The sequence below is a fragment of the Streptomyces sp. NTD107 genome (assembly GCF_059510435.1).
This window is the reverse complement of the sequence record NZ_JCAJZV010000007.1, coordinates 242225-260646: the sequence shown is the minus strand read 5'-3', so window position 1 is coordinate 260646 and position 18422 is coordinate 242225. Positions and strand designations below refer to the sequence as shown.

The 18422-nt window shown below is 67.7% G+C and carries 15 protein-coding genes; 7 read left to right on the top strand and 8 right to left on the bottom strand.

Going from position 1 to position 18422, the window contains the following annotated elements; genetic code table 11:
* Window positions 1-61: 61 nt before the first annotated feature.
* Complete coding sequence (locus AC5WRL_RS16895) at window positions 62-838, bottom strand: IclR family transcriptional regulator (RefSeq protein WP_496089367.1); 777 nt, start codon at window positions 836-838, stop codon at window positions 62-64.
* Window positions 839-970: 132 nt separating this feature from the next.
* On the opposite strand from AC5WRL_RS16895, the gene AC5WRL_RS16890 reads away from it, so the two are divergent.
* From AC5WRL_RS16890 to AC5WRL_RS16875, 4 genes are all read left to right on the top strand, one after another.
* Window positions 971-1741, top strand: coding sequence for a glucose 1-dehydrogenase (locus AC5WRL_RS16890; RefSeq protein WP_496089366.1), 771 nt, complete (start codon window positions 971-973; stop codon window positions 1739-1741).
* Between the two features lie 38 nt (window positions 1742-1779).
* Window positions 1780-2826, top strand: coding sequence for an L-idonate 5-dehydrogenase (locus AC5WRL_RS16885; protein ID WP_496089365.1), 1047 nt, complete (start codon window positions 1780-1782; stop codon window positions 2824-2826).
* A 64-nt stretch (window positions 2827-2890) separates the two neighbouring features.
* Complete coding sequence (locus AC5WRL_RS16880) at window positions 2891-5317, top strand: polysaccharide lyase family 8 super-sandwich domain-containing protein (RefSeq protein ID WP_496089364.1); 2427 nt, start codon at window positions 2891-2893, stop codon at window positions 5315-5317.
* A 322-nt stretch (window positions 5318-5639) separates the two neighbouring features.
* Entirely contained in the window at window positions 5640-7349 is a 1710-nt protein-coding gene (locus tag AC5WRL_RS16875; RefSeq protein WP_496089363.1) for a hypothetical protein, read from the top strand.
* Window positions 7350-7365: 16 nt separating this feature from the next.
* On the opposite strand, the gene AC5WRL_RS16870 is transcribed toward AC5WRL_RS16875, so the two are convergent.
* A complete protein-coding gene (locus AC5WRL_RS16870) occupies window positions 7366-9798 on the bottom strand; it encodes an NB-ARC domain-containing protein (protein WP_496089362.1) in 2433 nt (810 codons plus the stop codon).
* Window positions 9799-10195: 397 nt separating this feature from the next.
* On the opposite strand from AC5WRL_RS16870, the gene AC5WRL_RS16865 reads away from it, so the two are divergent.
* Window positions 10196-10507 (top strand): hypothetical protein, encoded by a 312-nt coding sequence (locus AC5WRL_RS16865; RefSeq protein WP_496089361.1) that lies wholly within the window; start codon window positions 10196-10198, stop codon window positions 10505-10507.
* A 78-nt stretch (window positions 10508-10585) separates the two neighbouring features.
* Window positions 10586-11110, top strand: coding sequence for a hypothetical protein (locus AC5WRL_RS16860; protein ID WP_496089360.1), 525 nt, complete (start codon window positions 10586-10588; stop codon window positions 11108-11110).
* A 380-nt stretch (window positions 11111-11490) separates the two neighbouring features.
* Here the strand turns inward: AC5WRL_RS16860 and AC5WRL_RS16855 are convergent, their stop codons facing one another.
* The 5 genes from AC5WRL_RS16855 to AC5WRL_RS16835 all read right to left on the bottom strand — a co-directional run bounded on the left by AC5WRL_RS16855 (window position 11491) and on the right by AC5WRL_RS16835 (window position 15889).
* Window positions 11491-12546, bottom strand: coding sequence for a DUF4192 family protein (locus AC5WRL_RS16855; RefSeq protein ID WP_496089359.1), 1056 nt, complete (start codon window positions 12544-12546; stop codon window positions 11491-11493).
* Window positions 12539-12883, bottom strand: a complete 345-nt coding sequence (locus tag AC5WRL_RS16850; RefSeq protein WP_496089358.1) for a hypothetical protein — start codon at window positions 12881-12883, stop codon at window positions 12539-12541. The genes AC5WRL_RS16855 and AC5WRL_RS16850 overlap by 8 nt, the downstream gene beginning before the upstream one ends.
* Window positions 12884-12978: 95 nt before the next feature.
* Window positions 12979-13860, bottom strand: coding sequence for an N-6 DNA methylase (locus AC5WRL_RS16845; protein ID WP_496089357.1), 882 nt, complete (start codon window positions 13858-13860; stop codon window positions 12979-12981).
* Between the two features lie 192 nt (window positions 13861-14052).
* Window positions 14053-15003 (bottom strand): hypothetical protein, encoded by a 951-nt coding sequence (locus AC5WRL_RS16840; RefSeq protein ID WP_496089356.1) that lies wholly within the window; start codon window positions 15001-15003, stop codon window positions 14053-14055.
* Between the two features lie 40 nt (window positions 15004-15043).
* Window positions 15044-15889, bottom strand: coding sequence for a phosphoadenosine phosphosulfate reductase (locus tag AC5WRL_RS16835; RefSeq protein ID WP_496089355.1), 846 nt, complete (start codon window positions 15887-15889; stop codon window positions 15044-15046).
* A gap of 727 nt (window positions 15890-16616) precedes the next feature.
* Here AC5WRL_RS16835 and AC5WRL_RS16830 point away from each other — a divergent pair.
* Window positions 16617-16862 carry a hypothetical protein gene (locus AC5WRL_RS16830; protein WP_496089354.1) on the top strand — a complete coding sequence of 82 codons (246 nt, stop codon included), beginning with the start codon at window positions 16617-16619 and terminating at the stop codon, window positions 16860-16862.
* 119 nt (window positions 16863-16981) lie between these two features.
* On the opposite strand, the gene AC5WRL_RS16825 is transcribed toward AC5WRL_RS16830, so the two are convergent.
* Entirely contained in the window at window positions 16982-18412 is a 1431-nt protein-coding gene (locus AC5WRL_RS16825; protein ID WP_496089353.1) for a DNA cytosine methyltransferase, read from the bottom strand.
* Between the last annotated feature and the right edge of the window lie 10 nt (window positions 18413-18422).

Sequence of the window (18422 nt, the reverse complement as noted above, 5' to 3'; positions counted from 1 at the left end):
CTGGCGGCCATCGACACCGAACTCACCGAAGTGGCCGCTCTGCTGTCAGAACTGGGGCGGGTCAGTGGGCCGGGAGGCGGACGCCCAGTTCGGTGGCGGCTTCTTGGAGCACGGGGACCATCGCGATCAGGTCGTCCATCGTGCGGCGGAAGGCGGGGGCCGCGGTGGAGAGGCAGGCGAAGAGGGTGCCGTCGGGGCGCAGGATGGGGACGGCCACGGCGCGCAGGCCGCGGTGGTGTTCCTCGTCGGCGGTGGCGTAGCCGCGTTCGGCGGCGCGGGCGACGTCTTCGCGCAGGCGGTCGCGGTCGGTGATGCTGTTCGGCCCGTACGGGGTGAGTTCGACGCGCTCCAGCAGGTCGGCGCGTACCTCGTCGGGGGCGAAGGCCATCAGGACCTTGCCCATCGAGGTGCAGTGCAGCGGGCCGTGGCGGCCCGGTTCGCTGCGGACGCCGACCGGCAGCGGGCCGTCCACGTAGTGCACGTACAGGTGGCGGGTGCCGTCGAGGACGGACATGAGGGTGGCTTCCTCGGTCCGCTCCGTCACCCGGCGCATCACGGGGAGGGCGGTGCCGGCGAATCCGTACACCTGGCCGGCCTGCTGGCCGAGCTGGAAGAGGCGCAGGCCGGGCTTGTAGCGCTTGCCGGTGGTCTCGAAATCCACCAGGCCCTCGCGGCACAGTGAGTTGACCAGCCGGTGCGCCGTGCTGACGGGGACGCCGCTCGCGCGGGCCAGTTCGGAGAGCGTGATGCCGTGCGGGTGCTCGCCGACCAGGACGAGCAGCCGGATCGCCCGGCCGACGACATCGGCCGGGACTTCGCTGGTGCCGCTGGTGCTCACCCCGGGAAATTACCACTGGCCGGAAAGGTTTTTCCTTCAGTGCTTGACAGCCCTCATGGCCGCTCCCCACGATGGATTCCATTGAGTAGATAAGTTTTCCACTGAGTGGGAAACGGGGAGAGGACGCACCGCATGAGCCACCCGCTGTTCGACATCACCGGCAAGGTGGCCCTGGTCACCGGATCGAGCCGCGGTATCGGCCGGGCGCTGGCCACCGGGCTGCTCGAAGCCGGCTGCACGGTCGTCCTCAACGGCCGCGACGCCACCACCCTGGAAGCGGCCCGCGCGGAGCTCGCCGCCACCTTCGGGGACCGGGTACGCACCGCCGCCTTCGACGTCACCGACCCGGCCGCGGTTGCCACCGGCATCGCCCGCGTCGAGGAGACCGCCGGCCCCCTCGACATCCTCGTCAACAACACCGGGACCCAACACCGCACCCCGTTCACGGAGTTCACCGACGCGGACTGGCAGCGGCTGCTGGACACCAACCTCACCAGCGCCTTCCTCGTCGGTCGCGAGGTCGCCCGCCGGATGGTCCCCCGGGGCCAGGGCAAGATCATCAACATCTGCTCGCTCCAGAGCGAGGCCGTCCGCCCCGGCATCGCCCCGTACTCCGCCACCAAGGGCGGCCTCAAGATGCTCACCAAGGGCATGTGCGCCGACCTCGGCCCGGCCGGCATCCAGGTCAACGGCATCGGCCCCGGCTACTTCGACACCGAGCTGACCGCCGCCCTGGTCGCGGACGAGGAGTTCAGCGCCTGGGTACGCAAGCGGACCCCGGCCGGCCGCTGGGGCCAGGTCGAGGACCTCGTCGGCGCCCTGATCTACCTCGCCTCCCCCGCCGCCGACTTCGTCAACGGACAGGTGCTGTACGTCGACGGCGGCATGCTCTCCGTCCTCTGAATCCGCTGAATCCGCTGAATCCGCAAGGAGCCACCCCCATGCACCCCATCACCACCACCGTCCGCGCCTGCACCGTGCACGGGGCCGGCGACCTGCGGATCGAGGAGCGCCCGGCCGCCGCCCCCGCGCCCGGTGAGATCGCCGTCGCCATCGCGCTCGGCGGGATCTGCGGCTCCGACCTGCACTACTACCACCGGGGCCGGGTCGGCGACTTCGCCGTGCGCGAGCCGATGATCCTCGGCCACGAGGTGGTCGGCCACGTGGCGGCCCTGGGGCCCGGTACGGACGGACCCGCCGTGGGCACCCCGGTCGCCGTCCACCCCGCGACCCCGTGCGGCACCTGCCCCGAGTGCGCCGCCGGCCGCCGTAACATCTGTGGCCACACCCGGTACCTGGGCAGCGCCGCCCACACCCCGCACGTCCAGGGCGGCTTCGCCCAGCTCATCAGCGTGCCCGCGGCCCAGCTCCGTACCCTGCCGCCCGGCCTCGACCTGGACCGCGCCGTGCTCGCCGAACCGCTGTCCGTCGCCCTGCACGCCGTCAACCGGGCCGGCGACGTAACCGGCCGACGCGTCCTGGTCACCGGCGCCGGCCCGATCGGCTGCCTGGTGGTCGCCGCGCTGCGGCACAAGGGCGCCGCCGAGATCGTGGTGAGCGATCTCGTCGACGAGCCGCTGCGGATCGCCACCGAGGTCGGCGCCACCGCCACCGTACGGGCGGACCGCCCCGAGGACCCGGCCTGGGCCGCCCCGTTCGACATCACCATCGAGGCGTCCGGCGCCCCGGCCGGCCTGCGCACCTGCGTGGAACGCACCCGGCGCGGCGGCACCGTCGTCCTGCTCGGCCTGCTGCCGCCCGGCGAGGTCGGCCTGCTGGGCAATGTGGCGGTCACCCGCGAACTCGACCTGCGCGGCGCCTTCCGCTTCGACACCGAGTTCGACGAGGCGCTGTCCCTGCTGGCCGGCGGGCTGCCCGTCGGTCCGATCGTCACCCACACCTTCCCGCTGGAACGGTCCGCCGAGGCATTCGACCTGGCCGGCGACCGCACCACCGCCTCCAAGGTGCTGCTGGATCTGTCCCATTGACAGGCGGAACCCGCCTTGGTTCGGTGAAGGGGCAGCCCGCTCCGGGTGAGTTGGGAGATCCCCCTTGCCGCTCTCGCGCCGCTCCCTGTTGACGACCCTGCCCACGTCCGCCCTGCTGGCGGTGGCCGCGCCCCCACACGCGCGGGCCACCGCCATCAGCCCCGGCCACGCCGCCATCCTCGGCAACGCCACCGCCCTGCTCACCGGCACCGCCGAGTCCAACGCCCGCCCCGAAGTGGCCGCCAAGCTCGCCGCCATGGCGTCCACGGCACAGGCCCACCTCACCGCGATGGACGCCGCAGGCCCCGGCGAACTCTTCCGGGGGCTCCCCCTCGGCACCAGCGACCCGAACCTCAACACCACCTACCGCAACCTGTACGAGATCGCCCTCACCGCCACCCGTACTCCCGCCACCCAGCGGCGCGTCATCGACGCCCTGGCCCGGCTCCACGACACGTACTACGGCGACCAGTCGACGGGCTACTACGGCAACTGGTTCACCTGGGAGATCGGCATCTCCACGAGCGTCACCAAGACCCTCGTACTCCTCAGGGACGAACTCGCCACGTACCGGCCCGCCCTGACCGCCACCTACCTCACCTCGATGGACGCCTACCTGCGCAACGGCAAGGACGGCGACGTCGACCTCGGTTCCCGCTTCCACACCGGTGCCAACCTCGCCGACATCACCACCAACCGCATCCTCCAGGGCGCCGTGACGGGCGACGACGCGCGCATCGCCAAGGCGGTCACGGACCAGCTCACGGTGTACGCGACGGTCGAGGAGGGCGACGGCTTCCACGCGGACGGCTCGTTCATCCAGCACGACTCGGTCGCCTACACCGGCGCCTACGGCAAGAACCTCCTCACCCGCGCCGTACAGACCATCCAATTCCTGCACGGCACCGACTACACCGACACCGCCGCGCTGGCCGCCGTCGTACGGGGCTGGGTGGCGGACAGCTTCGCCCCGCTCATCTTCGAGGGCTGGCTGATGGAGATCGTCAAGGGCCGCACCGTCTCCCGCCCCGAGACCGGCTACGCGGGCGTCGCCACCATCGTGGAGGCGGTCACCGACCTGGCCGACCATGTGCCGGCGCTCAAGGGGTACGTGAAGCACCTCCGGCACACCTCGAAGGCGGCCCTGGACCCCGCCACCTTCGTGTCACCGGTCAGCGTGGCGCGCTACGCCGACATCCTCGCCGACCCCTCGATACCGGCCCAGGACCTCGGGGCACCGGAGCGCCACACGGCATTCAACGCCATGGACCGTACGGTCCACCGGCGCCCCGGCTACGCCTTCGCGCTGGCCCGCAGCTCCAGCCGGATTAGTAAGTACGAATACATGAACGGCGAGAACCTGCTGCCCTGGTTCCAGGGCGACGGCGCGCACCACCTCTATCTCGCCGGCCAGGACCAGACCCGGGCGTACGGCGTCGACCACTGCACGACGGTGCCGCCGCACCAACTGGCGGGCGTCACCGCCCCGGTGGAGACCCGCCGCACGATCCCCGAGCTGTACGGGGCGGCCTGGTACGACAACCCGGCGGCCGGCTTCACCGCGTCGTCCGAACTCCAGAACCGGTACGTCTACTTCCCCCGCGCCACCAACACCCACTCCGGCGGCGCCCACCTCGGCCCCTACGGCACGGCGGCCCTGATCCTCGGCGACGACGCCGCCCACGCGGCCCGGCACGAACTCCCGGCGGACTTCGTGACCTACGCCAACGCCCGTGCCACCAAGTCCTGGTTCATGCTGGACGACGAGATCATCATCCTGGCGGCGAACGTGGGCGACCCGGCCGGCCGCACCGTGACCACCACCCTGGACACCAGAATCGCGGCACCGTCCGACACCCTCACCGTCACCCGCCGCCCCGGCCCACCGCCGTGGCTGCGCTGCGCGGGACCGGACTTCTCGCTCGGCTACGTATTCCTCACCGGACCACAGCCCACGGCGGCCATCGACACCGTGACCAGGAGCCGCCGCCTGATCCGCACGGCGAACCCCGACACCCCGGTCACCAAGCAGGTCTTCACCCTCACCGTGCACCAACCACCGGGCGCCCGGCCCCTGTCACTGGCCTACGCCCTGGTCCCGAACGCCACAGCAGCACAGTTGTCGGCCTATGCGGACGGCCGCCTGTCACTGCTCGCCAACACCCCGGACCTCCAGGCCATCGAGCACAAGGGCCTGTCCCTCCTGATGGCCAACACCTTCACCCCCGGCCCCCACCACACCCGGAACCTGACCATCGACGGCCCTGCATCCGTCATCCTCCACACCGCCAAGGACGGCACCCTGTCGATCGCGATCAGCGACCCGACAACGGAACGCCCGACGATCTCCCTCACCCTGCACGGCCGCCCCCTGCACACGATCGAGTCCGACGAGGGAATCCACACCCACACCACCCGCCACGCCACCCACGTGACCGCCACCACCCATCAACTCCACGGCCGCACCCTCACCGCCCGGCTGCGAACCTAGCGGGCGCCGCCGCCCGTGCGGCGCAGGGTTTCGCGCAGGCCGGCCAGGTCGCCACAACCATCGGTGCCCACTTCCACGGCATCGGATCCCGCCTGTCCACCGCACCCTGACGTGGGGTGATTCGTTACCGTGTACGCGTTCACCCGTCCGCTTACGCGCCACAAATCGCCCGAAAGATTGCCAAGAGGATTGAAACACGATAAAGGACCCTCGCCGCGAGCCGCGAGCCGCGAGCCGCGAGCCGCGAGCCGCGAGCCGCGAGCCGCGAGCCGCGAGCCGCTGACCGGCCGGCGGAGCGGGATGGTCCGGGGCGGCGGCCACCTTGTTCGATGACCGGCCGCTTCGCGTACCTGTAGGGCGGGACGCCCACCGCTGGAGCACCTTCCACGGCGAACGCACCCTCGTCGTCGCCGCCCGTACGGTCACCTCGACCGTACGCGCCCTCGAAGCACTGCCATCGCTGCTGCGCGGCGACAGCCGTGTGACGGTCGTCTTCGCCTACGACCGCACATCCGCCTTCAACGCCGGGGTCCTCGACCTCCTCCACACCCACGGATGCCGGGTCATGCCCTGGGAACAACTGGGCCACCTCACCCCCGACCTCATCCTCTCCGCCAGCGAGAACATCGACGTGCCGGAAGGCGGCTGTCCGGTGCTGGTGCTGCCGCACGGCGTCGGATTTCAGAAGTACGTTCCGGACTCCCGGAGTTCGGCGAACCGGCTCTCCGGCGTCGTACCGGACTCCCTGCTGGAGACGGGCCGCGCCTGGCTGACGGTGTCGCATCCGGCACAGGAAACGCAGTTGCTCACCAGCCACCCGAAGGCCGCCGGACACACCCTGGTCGTGGGGGACCCGTGCTTCGACGAGCTGGTCGGCAGCCGGCCACACCGGACGGCGTACCGGGAGGCGCTGGGGGTCACCGAGCACCAGCGGCTGATCATGGTCAGCTCCACCTGGGGGCCCACCTCGCTCCTGGGTTGTCACCCCACCCTCCTCCCGCGCCTCCTCTCCCAACTGCCCTACGACGACTACCGGGTGGGCGCGATCGTCCACCCCAATGTCTGGTCCGCCCACGGGGGCTGGCAGCTCCGCACCCTGCAAGCCGCCGCCCTGGACGCGGGTCTGCTGCTCATGCCGCCCGTCCACGCCTGGCGGCCGGCGCTCGTCGCCGCGGACGTCCTCATCGGCGACCACGGTTCGGTGACGCTGTACGGCGCGGCAGCCGGTACGCCGCTGCTGCTGGCCGCGTTCGGCGATGACGCGGTGCCGGGGACGGCCGTACACGACCTGGCGGCCGTCGCGCCCCGCCTGGACACCGGCGGGGATCTGCTCCGGCAGGTGGCGGAGGTCGTACGTGGGCACTCGCCCCAGCGGTACGCCGCCGTCGCGGAGCGGGCCTTCGCCGAACCGGGCCATGCCCTCGCACGGCTCCGTACCGCCCTCTACCATCTGCTGAAGCTCCCGGAACCGCCGTTCCCACCACCGTCTCCCCCGATACTGCCGGTGCCGGATCCGCCCGCCGCCTCCGTCACCTCATGGGAAGTGACCACCGGCCTCGGCGGAGACCGTGCCGCGCCGACCGTCACCGTGCGCCGCTTTCCGGCCGCCGTGTCCGCGTACGACGGGGCACGCCAGGACTCCCCCGCCCACGTCACCCATCTGGCCTGCGCGGACGACGAGCGCGACCGCCGGCTGACCGAAAGCGCCTCCGTACTCCTCCGGCGCCGCCCCGCGTCCACGTCGGTGGAGGCGCTGCGCTGGATCGAGGAGACCCTCGCCCAATGGCCCGGCAGCCTCCTCGCGGCGTCGGGCGTACGCGGGGGCCGCTGTCTGGTCGGGCTCAGGGACGGCCGGATCGTGGAGACGGCGGCCACCGGCCAGGACCGGGATCCGGGCCTGCCGGCCGCCGTCGTGTACGCCGCGCTGCGCGCTGGTCTTCCGCTGCACGACACCTGGGTGACGCTGCGGACCGGTGACCGGCGGGACGAGGACGTCGTCCTCCGCCTTCGTCCCACCCGGCCGATCGGATAAGCGCCACGAACCGGCCTCAGCGATCGAGGTCCTCCCAGCGCCGCCGCAGACCCTCCGCCAACCGGCTGCCGGCCGCCTCATGGATGGCGACGGCCCGGCCCAGGCACTCGCGCACCAGCTCCTCGCGGCCTCCCGTCCGCTCCGCGATGTCGGCAAGCTGCACCAGGGCCTGCGCCTCGTAGTGCGTCGCCCGCACCTCGCCCAGCACCCGGGCCGCCTCACTCAGCTCGCGGATCGCCTCGGCACTCTCGCCGAGATGATCGTGCACGACGCCGATGGCGGCGGTCACCCGGGCCGCCATCCGCCGGTCGGGCTCCGCGCGGGTCTCCAGATCCCGCCGCGCGCGGCGCAGCGTGACCATGGCCTCGGCGTGATCGCCCCGGGCGTTCTGCGCACACCCGAGGAAGTAGCGGGCGAGGGCGGCGCCACGGAATTCCCGGGCCTGCTCGTTGAGTTCAACGGACAGCTGGTACGCCTCGACGGCGCGCGCCGGTTCGAACAGATCCCGGTACCGTCCGAGAAACTCCTGTACGGAGGCGCGCAGTACAAGGTGCCCGGAGGTCTCGGCCAGGGCGACGGACTTCTCCAGTTCCGCGCCCGCGCGGTCGTTCTCACCGAGGTCCAGCAGCGGGCGGGACAGCAGGCTGCGCAGCCTGGCCTCGCCCGCCGTGGCCTCCGCGATCTCGCCGGCCGTACTGGCCGCTGCCGCCGCCGATGCCGCCGCCTCGGCACCCAGCTCCAGCGACTCCTTCCACGCCCCGAGATAGCGGCTGTGCAGGAACAGCACGGTGAACGCTTCGGCGAGCTGCCAGGCCAGGGTGAACAGCCCGTGCTGTACGGCCGTCCGCAGCACCGCGAGGATGGCGGGACGCTCGGTGTGGAGCCACTCCAGCGGATCCGGCCCGCCGGCGGCGGCGAAGGGGTCCTCGGCGTCCCGGAGCAGGCCGTCCAGTTCGGCGATCCGCAGCCGGTCCTGCCGCAGGGCGCGATCGGCCAGTGCGGTGAGGACGAGGTAGTGCGTGCCCACCCGCTGCGTCAGTGCGTCCCGCTCCGTAACCGGCTCCTCCCGGGCCGCGCGCTCCCTCGCGTGCAGCCGGACCAGATCGTGCATGCGGTAGCGGCCGTCATCCGTGGCCTCCGCCAGGCTCGCCTTCACCAGAACCCCCAGCAGGCGCTTCGCACTCCTCGTGTCGATGTCCGCGGCGACCGCCGCCACACCGGCGTCGAAGATCCCGGTCGGCAGCCAGCCGAGCAGCCGGTAGAGCCGGGCGGCCTCGGGCGGCAGCAGCCGGTAGGAGGGACCCAGAACAGCGGACACCGCGGACTCCTCTCCGTCCAGTGCCAGGCCGGCCAGTCGTCCGGCCTCGTCGTCCAGTTCGGCGGCCAGTGCCGTCATGGTGAGATGGTCATCGGTGACCAGCCGTGCCGCGACGATCTGGAGCGCCACCGGCAGGCCGCCGCACAACTCCACGAGGTGCTCGGCGGCTTCCCGTTCGGCCTCGACCGCTTCAGCGCCGCACCGGTCCTTCAGCAGCGTCAGGCCGCCAGGTGCGTCCAGCGGCTTGACGGAGATCAACCGGGCGCCGTCCATGGCCAGTTCACCCAGTCTCCGCCGGCTCGTGACCAGTACGGCGCTGCCCGCGCCCTTGGGGATCAGCGCACGAACCTGTGCGGGCTGGGTCACGTCGTCGAGGACGAGCAGGATGCGCAGAGCGGCCGAGCGCGACCGGAACAGGTTGGTCCGCTCCGCGAGCGAATCCGGAATGCCGTTGTCGCCTCCCTGAAGCGACCTCAGGCACATGGCAAGGGCCTCCGAGACATCCGCACCGACGGCGCTCCCCGGCGCGGACCGGTCACGCAGGTCCGCGAAATCCACGTACAGCTGTCCATCCGGGAAGAGCCCCCGGGCCCTTGCCGCCCACTGCCAGGCCGTCGTCGACTTGCCGACTCCGGGCAGTCCTTCGAGCACCCTGACATCGACGGCCCCGGAGCCGAGCGTCTCGTCCAGGGCAGCAAGCTCGCTTGTCCGATTGCTGAACGGGACCGTCACGGAGGGCACTTGATCGGGCTTGACGGCAAGACCCGACGGTGCCGACGGAATATTGAAAGTAATACCACCATGGATATGCGATCCATGGAGGACCGGACCGTAGTTGTTCACCACTCCGGCGACAAGATCGACGAAGGTACGTGACGCGTCCGGCGCGAGCCCGGACAGCAGCCGCGCCAGCTCCTCGGCGGCGCCGGGATCCTCCTGGAACATCCCTTCCAGCCGCTGCTGCCACCGGGTCTGGACATCCGCCTGAACCGCCGCGTCCCCCACGGCCCGCGCCCTGTCCAACTCCTCACTCGCCGCTTGGAGTTCCTCCTCGGCGGCACTGCCCGAAGCCCGCCGCCCGAAGAACCGGGCCAGCCCGCTCTTCGCCCGTTCCCACGACTCCGACACCATGAGCCCAACCAGCGTCGTAGCTCCCGCCGCGGCAAGCGCCGCCAACTCGGCTTCCACACAGCCCCCTCAACCCGTGGCCAGTCGGACACCCACCGTAGAGAGATCCGCGACATTTGCCCAGCCCGGCACGCACGCGCCTCCTCGGACCCAGCCCCTGTTCGGTGGGAGCGTGGCACACCCGCCGGGTGTGAAGTGGCGCGAAGGCCGGGGGGCCGCGCTGCGAGCGCTGCCGGGCAATGTGGCCGCGCGCCGTCCTGTCCGGTCGATGGACGTGCAAGCCTGACAGCGTCACTCCACACAGTCACCACTGAGCGCACGGAGTAATGGCAGGTGCTGATCACCGCGCCCAGCGGGGCTGAGGGAGGACACATCATCCCGGACGGAAGGAACAGCGGACATGAAGCGCATCGCCTTGTGCGCGGCGGCCGTGGGGGCGGCCGCCGCGCTCGCGCTGGGAACGACGACCAGCGCGTACGCCGCGACCGGCACCTTCACCTACCTCAAGCTGGACAAGACCCTCGGCTTCCTCAACAACCCCGCGAACCACGTCTGCTACAACGTCACCGGCGCCGGAAGCACCTCGAACGGCACCAACGCCCACGCGCTGCTGTACTCCGTGCCGAACTGCGCCGGCACCCAGGCCATCTCCCTCGAACCGGGGCAGCAGCACACGGAGTCCGAGTTCAAGAGCGTCATGTTCCTTCCCTGACCCTCGTGCGGCCGCCGGCCCGCCGCGAGGCGGGCCGGCCGAGCGGTGCCGGCCGTGCCGTCCCCTGAAAGGAACACCGTGGCGACTTCCCGCTCCGTGCTCACCGTGCTCGCCCTCACCCTGGCACTGACGCTGCCCACAGGCCCGGCCGGCGCCGCGACCGGAACGTTCACCTACACCCCGCCCGACGACGTCGGCACGATCGTCGACCCGCGAGCGGGGATCTGTTACCCCGCCCCGGGGGGCGTCGGTGTCGACAACCAGACCAACCGGGAGGTGTTGCTCTTCACCAGCCCGAACTGCGCGGGCTCTTTCATGACGGTTTCCCCGGGCTCTCAGCGTGATCTCGACTTCAACAGCATCTGGATCCGGGAGTCCGCCCTGGGCACGCTCATCTACTACCGGAGCGCCCCCCAGAAGACGCTCAAGAACCCAGCCTCCAACCGCTGTTACAACCTCACCGGCAACGGCGTCGTCATCAACGGCACCGACGCCACCGCACTCCTCTACACCCACGCGAACTGCCCCGGCTCACAACCCGAACCCGTCGAACCCGGCAAACACACGTCCGCGACATTCAAGAGCGTCGAATTCGTGGACTGACGCCACGAGCCGAGAGCAGGCACACGAAAGGCCAGGTCAGAAATGTCTGACCTGGCCTTTGGGTGAGCCGCCTAAGGGAATCGAACCCTTGACCTACGCATTACGAGTGAGACTGGGGCCTACTTGATCTTCATAGCTTCATCCTCGCCAGAGTCGCAAGCTCCCAGGTCAGACGGACTGTGAGGCAAGTGGGCCCATCGGGTCAGAAATCAAGGTTCACCGATCCTTGTACATGCTACGTCGGTCTCGTGTCCCCAGCTTGGCCCCAGAAGGCGCGGCGGAGGCGTGCCGAAGGGCCGTTCACAGCGTCCTGGGCGTCACGGGCATGCACAGGCTCTTCTCCTCCTGCAGGGCAGTATCCACCGGTAGGCGTCAGCTTGCTAATCCCTTCGCGGTCGCATACGGGTTCTTGCCCATCGTGTGGTCGCATAGAGGTTCCGTGCCGACATGCGCGCCTCGGCATCCCCACAGGTAGTGCGCATCTCGATGGCCAATCGGTTACTGGGGTCGATGCGGAGGGCGCGTTCGTAGGAGACCTGGGCGAGGGCCTGGTCCCCAAGGTGTTGAGACGTCCAGCTGAGCAGGGCCAGCAACGGCAGGGCCAATCTCTCGTACGGGTATACGCATCGGGGTACGAGAGTGCGCCAAAGTTGGTGTGCGTGAGGTAGCTCGTCCTCGATCATTTCCAGTGCGAATGCCTGCTCCAGGTCTTGTTGGAGGTCACTGATGACGGTGGCCCCCAGTTTTGAGGGGATGGGTAGGTTGTCGGTGACGTTTCGTATGCCCTGCAGGATCGCGGTAGACGGTCCCTTGATCCCGCTCATCCAGTGGTCAGACTGTGGTGGCTCGCGGTGCTGGCTCTGGGCCAGGTGTGCTCTGAGCTGGATGGCTTTTCCCCCCCGGATAGGGAGCAGTTCCTTCTCTACGGTGGCGCGGGTGCGGGCGGGTCGGGCGCCGAGAGCTAGGTACTCACGTGTCACGCGTCCCTGGATGAGGGGTCGGGCGAAGTGGCTGCAACACTCAGGGGCCGAGCATTCATATGCGCGCCACAGGCCGCCGGCGATGCAGATGGAGGCGGTGACGGGCAGGTCGATGGCGGCCAGTTCGTTGCGCAGGGCGGTGATGAGCGGTTGCGCGTTGTCGGCGGCGTTCTGGAATTGGTCGAGGGGTGTGGGTTTCGGTACGACGTAGACGATGGTGCCTGTGGCGGGTTCGTTGTGGCTGCTGGTGGCTTTTCTGACGAAATGGGCGAGATCTTGGGCGTAGGTTGGCCGACTGGCGGGGCCATCGGGGATGCCCTGGCTGATGTAGAGCCTGGTTGCGTTGGTGTTGTTGCGGGTCGGTCGGATGACGATTTCGTTCTCCGGGTAGAGCGCGGGGGCGAATTGAAGGCTTTCAACCATTTCAGAGTGGTTGAATGGTATTGGTTCAGGCATTGGGCGCTTTCTTCTTTCGGTCTGGGATGTGTCTGGGCTTCTCTTTGAGTGCGGGGATGAGCTGTTCTTTGACGGCGGTCGTGATGGCCTCCTCTAGGTCGGGGGTATCGCGGGGGTAGACGAGGACATGCCAGGTCCGGCCTGGTTGCAGACGTCTGTGTTGGGCGACTTGCTGTGCGGCTTTCTCTTCGGGCGCCCGTGGCTCTGGCTGGTCGGGTGGCGGGATTGCACCTGCGGTGATCCACAGTTGTGCCACGAGGCCGTCGAGGCTGAGCCGCATGCCGATGCGGTGGCCGGCGTCGGAGTGACGGAAGTCGATGGCCCCGCGATCGTGCACGATGTTGGGCCCCTGCCACGTGGCGTGTGGAGATGCCGAATCGGGGCAGTGGATGAGGGCCGCGGGTCCGGGTTCGGGTTCGGGGGTGGTTAGGGTCATGTCGGGTCGCTGAGGAGGGCCAGCGTCTTCTGCATGGCCGTGGCCATCCCCGCGAACCTCGCGATGTGGTCCCGATATTCGATGATCTGTGAGTGTTGTTTGAGAGCCTGGGCGAACAGGTCTTCCTCTCCAAGGGCGTTGCCGCAGCTGACGAGAGTCGGGCCGAGGCCCCACACGATGGCGTTCACGGACATGGCGGCTGCTGCCACCGGGTCGATGTCGTTGGCGTACCAGTAGTAGTCGCGGGGGTTGAGACCCTGGTCGCACAGTTCATGTGCTGTGGCTCGCAGCAGAGAGCCGGTGCCGCAGGCGGGATCGGATATCCAGGCTCCTCGGGGTGGCGGCTTGGTACCCAGGGTGAATTTGGACATCAAATTTGCCACTGGCGAGGGGGTGTGGATCTCCGCGTTCATTTTCTGTTGTCCTGTGGTTCGCAGGCTCGTGACCACCGGCCCGAGTACGTCGACGGCGGATCTCGTCCACGGGTCAGGGTCTGCTGTCAGCTCAAGAATTCCTTGGGTCAGGACCGTCTCGGTTACGGCACCGACTCCTTGGATTTCGGCCTCTGACAGGTTGCCCCGTTCGGTCCACTCGATCAATGGCTGGGCCATGGTGATGAGGCTGGGCTGTCGAATCCAGGTGGATGCCCACAAGTTGGAGAAGAGTTTGGGAAGCTCCTCGGCCGGAAGGGCGAGAATATCCCGGGCGTTCTGATCTCGTTTTTTGTGGTCGGCCTCGATCAGTGAGAGCGCTGCCACGACTCCGATCGGGATAATGAAGTCGCGCCCAGGGTTTTGCTTGTACCAAGCCGGTGCGATGCTCTCTGCGATAGCCCAGGCATGGCTCTCGCGGCTCCCGCGGGGTTTGCTGATTCTCACGGGGGCTACTGGCGCATATGCTTCTTTCTGTCGCTTTTTCTTGGCCTCTTTCGCCCACCTCGGCGCAGCTCTGCGGTTATCGGCATGGACTTTCGGGAGGTTCATCATTCCCTTCCTTCATCCTGCTTTCTTCACTAGGGAATGGGGGACGGCCCCGGCTCGGGTGAGCCGGGGCCGTTGTTTGGTGGCGTGTCAGACGAACGTGAGATTGAGGGCCATTGCCTCCTTTTCATGTCCGGTGAAGAACAGTACCGCGGCACGGATAAGAAGTTCCAGGGTGGCTTTGGATAGGTGCCCTGTTTCGGCCTGATGGTTAGCTTTACCCAGGGCCTCGAATCTGGCCTTCTGGAAGTGGAAGAAGTGCGGGATGGATTTGAGGATCGCTGATCGCTGGTGTTCGCCCAGACCGTACTGATTGCAGTGGGCATCGAACGCTTCGCGGTCGACGGGCAGACCCGGGCGAGTGTAGAACGGCCACACATCGGAGTCGTCAGCCTCAACTGCCATGCAGGGCAGGGAGCCAGCCGGGTTCTGCGCCACGGTCAGGTTCGTCTCGTCTGTGGTTTCAGGGATTGCCCACCCTGCAAGCGTCATGATGCGGACGTAGGCGTGACGTCCGCCGGTCAATCCCTGCCGCTGGAGAGCGTCCTCATCGTGTCGGATGATGACGCGCCCTGGCGTATCCAAAACAGGGACGACGAAGAACCCTGTGTTGTCCGGTGCGGGTCGGGTATCACGTGCCGGGTGCAGACCGGCCGCGATGAAGATGCGGATCGCGTGCTGGACGTGTGGATCTTCCTGGTACCGGGATTTGGTTCCTATGCCGGCCGGGGCAGAGGTCGTGAGGGGCAGCAAGGACGCGTTCTGAACGTCGCGGATCAGCCTCGCGTCTCTTCCCCGTCCTGCGTTTTCCAGTGCCCGAATCAGGATGGTGGCGACCAGATTCTCCTCTGTGTGGTTCTCGACGGCAGCCATCGCCGCATCGAATCCAGGGGGACCTTGGATGAACTCCCGGTGTATGGGCTGGAGAATGTCGCGTTCGAATGCCCTCAGAAGGTCATCCACTGTCACGTCGATCAGGGCTGCAAATCCCCGCAGCTCGAACGTCTCTATGAATCTCTGGATGTGCGGTTCATGCGTCATTACTGATCCTTTGTGGGTTGGGGTACGGAGCTTTACTGGGTCAGGTCATGCACCATCCGGAGTCGCACCCTTTGTCTGCGGCTTCGTCATCCGGAAGGAACTGGGAGCCCTCGGGGAATGCGGTGGATAGTGGCATTCCGTATCGACTGAGGTAGATCTCGTCTCGGCCGAGCCTGCGGCGGCGCGCGTTGAGGGTGTTTTCAAGCGCTGCGGCTTTTTGGAACAGTTCGGGCTCTTCTGCCCTCATGGACATCCACGTTCCGACACTGTGGAGTGGGCAGAAATAGCAGGCGGATTTGGGCGGAACGGGCAGCCCAGCTTCTGCGAGGATCGCGGGTATTTCGTGGCGTCGGATCCCCAGGTCTAGGAGTGGGTACTCGATCCGTTCGTACGGCTCTGACCGTCGCCGGTTGGCGCGCTCGAACTCATCCACGGAGATGCCGATGCCGATGCTGGCCGGTATCCGCTCCGTGGCGCCCCGGCGTTTCAGTTCGCGGCCGATGGTGTGGATCTTGAAGTCCGCCGTGCAGCTGCGCGTGCCCGGTGCGCCGTTGGACATCCGGACGGGTATGGGCAGAGCCCTGGAACCGAGCTTGGTCAGGCGGCCCCACAGGGTCTCGACGGACCCGTCCGATCGTGTTCGCTGCACCTCGGTGAACGTCATCCTGCGATGTGCGGCGATGTAGGGGCGGACCCACTGTCGTATGTACTCCAGTGTGCCGGGGTGTTCGCTGTCGGAGCCCACGTTCGCGAAGATGAAGTGGCGGTAGGGCAGTTCTCGGCGTGCTGCGAGCACGAGCACGGCCATGGATTGCCAGCCACCGCCGAAGGAGAAGGCGCGCAGTTCCGGCGGGCGCGTGGCGATGCGCGGTATGCCGGAGGGCACGCTGGGGGCTTCCGGGGAATGCGGTTGTCCAACGCTTCCAGGCTCGGCCAATGTAGCCTTTATCGCTTTCAAAGATGTCTCCTATTTCGCTTTGGTCGTGGAGCGGTCTCGCTCCCGGCGCTGGCGCCGGCGTTGTTGTTCTCGTTCGACTGCCAGGCATGCCTGGCAGCTCGGTTCTCGCCGTCGGCGGTGGGCCTTGGCCCCGGAGGGTGTCCCGCACACTGAGTACGGGGGGCCCTCTGCATGGAGGTCGGCGGGGTCGGCACCGGCGCACTCCGCCAGCGCTCCGCCGTTGCGCCACAGCCATCCTCCGCAGACACCGTCGAAGCCTGACTGCTGCGGCTGGACGCGTTCGATGCATGGTCTCCGGAAGGGGCAGCCCGCACACACATCCAGGAGTTCAATAGCTGCGTGCATGGTGATCTGCTCGTCGTCATCTGCCGGCGAGAAGCGCAGATCTCCCCGGCAGGGGGCTCGGAAAATCCACGGGGAGGTGATCAGTGTCCGGGTCCGGGTCACCCGTTACCTCCGGGTGATGACTCGCCACTTGTTGGGGGGCTGGCCCTGTGACCCCCGCATGAACGGTGCTTCGGGATCCCGCGTTTCCCCCGCCGCACTTTGTCGTGGTGTTCCGTCAAGCTCAGCATCAGACGGCACAGGACAATAGCGAGGAAAGCCGCCACTACGGCCCAGCAAGTAATCTTCATGGATCAATACCACCGGTCCTGTGAAAGTGGATCCCATATATCGGACCTATGTCACGGGGTTCGTGAACGGGAACCCGAACTGCCACTGGAACGTCTCTCCACGTCGCCCTGAGCTGGTGCATGCGCATCGGCTGGCCGCGCAAGCGGAATACGACATCGGTCGGCTCGATAATCCCGCCCAGAACTACCCTGTATTCGCGCAGAACGTCAAGCGACGCGTGGGCGGCGTACTGGGTACCAGCGAGAACGCCGTTCTCCTTGATTGACCACTCCAGGCGAGGCAGATACCGGTAATCGCGTATGAGTTGGCGAAGGGCCTCTACGGGGGCGTGCTGAACATGCGGTTCGCCGGGGAACATGCCTCTTCCTTTCCCTTGAGCATTGCTCATACAATCTCGGCGAGCGCCTCACCAATCCAGCGCGCAATATTGACGCTTACCGCATTTCCGGCCATGCGCGTGCGATCAGCTTTACTACCGGTGGTGATGTAATCCGGCGGGAAGCGCTGAGCGAGCAGTTGCTCCTCGGGCTTGATCATCCTGAAATAGCAGTCCTCAACGGACGGTGCCGTTTGGACGATTGCCGCTGACGTTCGGGTTGCCATGGTGTGGAACGGCTCATCCGCCGGGCGAGGGCTGGCCTTCCGGTACGGGATGACCAGGGCGTGATGCCGCCCTCCTGCTGTCACCGTGCTCAGGGGCCGGGTCACGGGGCTGGCCGACTGGTGGGCGCGGTACTCCACGATGAACGGCGGGGAGACCAGCGCCTGGCTCTCCCTGGTGGTGAGGGTCCGCATCGCTGTTCCTGTGGGGACCGCGGTCTTGTTCCACGTGCCGCCCACCGGCACAAGCAGACCCTCGCCAAGCTTGGCGGTACGCGTCGGCAGGGGCCAGGCGTCCGGGGAAAAGGACCGGTCACCCCCTTGCCGGCCGTGCGTCAAGGTGACGACGGACGGACTGGCCGGATGCTTGGCGAGTCCTCTTCGGATGCGCCCCATAGTGGACTCTGCCAGTGGCTCGGCCCTGTCACCGATCCGATCCCCGATATCATCCCAGTCGATGATATCGGCCGCCGGGCGTATGTACGGTTCGACTACCCGAAAGCACTTTGAGGTTGGACAGCGGTAGACATACTGTTGCCTATATTTACCGACGCGCCGCCGCCCTGGCCGCTTCCAGTTCTGGCGGGCGCGGACATCGCGCCCGCATGACTCGCAAAAGGCAAGGGGCCTCGGCGTGAGATTCAGAGGGCTCATGGTGCGGAGGGTGAAAATGATGTAGATGCGGTCCCGCCATTGAGGTGCGTGAAGATTGTCGCCGTCTCCTATGTGTGCTGAAGATACCGAGATGATTTTGGCCCGGTATCCAAGGAGTTCCATCGCCTTGATCCATGTCGAGAAAAGGGGCCAACGGGCGAACTCGACGACGTTCTCGACGACGATCACCGGGTAGCGGCGTGCTTCTGCGGCGCGGACTACGCACCAGCCGGTTACCCGGGTCTGCTGGAACGCATCACGGTCGGGTTCTTTCCAGTCGCCGCTGTCTTCGTCGAATTCAACATGGCGGTATCCGAGGCCGCCGGCAGGACTGACTTCCCAGCAGATCACCGAAGCCCAGGCTATTTCGGCCTTGGGAAGGAACCGCATCGGGTAGTTCGCCACGTCAGCGCAGCGGGCCTTGGCCTGTGGGTGATTGGCTTGGAAGGTGTCAACGGCGGGCTGCCAGTGGTTGATCCCGAGGATCGGCTCTATACCCGCTTCCTTGAACCCCGTTGCGTCGCCGCCGGCGCCGCTGAGCAGGTGGACTGATCTAGCCATGATTCTCTCT